The 862-nt window shown below is 74.4% G+C and carries 1 protein-coding gene and 1 pseudogene; both read right to left on the bottom strand.

Annotated features, from left to right (window positions below; translation table 11 throughout):
• Window positions 1–267 (bottom strand): SCO5717 family growth-regulating ATPase (locus tag CCN42_RS43990; protein ID WP_281259575.1); only part of this gene is annotated, 267 nt, incomplete at its 3' end.
• Between the two features lie 290 nt (window positions 268–557).
• Window positions 558–862 (bottom strand): annotated as a pseudogene (locus CCN42_RS39940) (hypothetical protein); the annotation flags it as partial.

The following is an 862-nucleotide window of genomic DNA, read 5'->3' as shown; positions in this document are numbered from 1 at the left end:
GGGCGGCACCGGGGGAGCGGCGGAGTCGGCCGGTGCGGCGGGAGTCGCGGGAGCCGGAACCGCCGGCCCGGACGCCGCAACCGCAGCCCCGGAAGCCCCCGGGAATCCCGCCCCGTCGGAACCCCCCGACGCGTTCTGCGTGTACCAGGCAGGCGGTGCGTAGTCGATGGTGAACTCGCCGGTCGCCTCGACGGCGGCCTCCGCGTCGGGCTGGTCATCGCCGGGCGTCGCCCAGCCCCCGCGGATCCCGTCCCGATCGCTGCTCACAGTTCCTCCTGGTGTGGTCGAGCACCCTCGTAGCGTGCTGGGGCGACCATTGCTGTCGTTCGATTCATGGGCTGTCCCCCCGGGTCACCCCCGAGTCACCCCCCGGAACCCGCATCACCCTGTGCCGGGTACTCGCTGCGTGCCCCGCCCCAGCCTAATCAAGAAAGGGGCGGGCCCGGCAGGCGCGTCTGCCGCCTGATGCACGTCCGGAACAAAGCGGGGTGGCCGCCCAGGAATCGGCAGCCGGAACCGGCGGCGCTGCCCGGCTCCGGCTCCTCACCGGCGCCCGGTCAGTCCATCCGGCGGGCCACGCCCAGCAGTCCGATCTCGGCGTCCGTGGGCTGCGTGACCACGTACTGGCGGTCGCCGTCCGCGCACCACAGGGTGACGCCGTCGGCGAGGGTGGGCAGCGGTTCGTACTCGGCGCGGGGCAGGCCGATGACCCGCCCGATCTCGGCCGCCTCGTCCGGAGACACCCGCTGCACTCCCACCACACGCGCCTGCCGCATCAACCGGGGCGCCACCGGGCTCAGATAGGGCAGCAGCGTGAGCACCGACTGCCAGGGCGCCGAGACCACGCGTCCGCGCGGCGGGC

It is taken from the genome of Streptomyces glaucescens, assembly GCF_002154375.1.
Classification (GTDB): domain Bacteria; phylum Actinomycetota; class Actinomycetes; order Streptomycetales; family Streptomycetaceae; genus Streptomyces; species Streptomyces glaucescens.
This window is presented reverse-complemented; position numbering and strand designations above follow the sequence as displayed.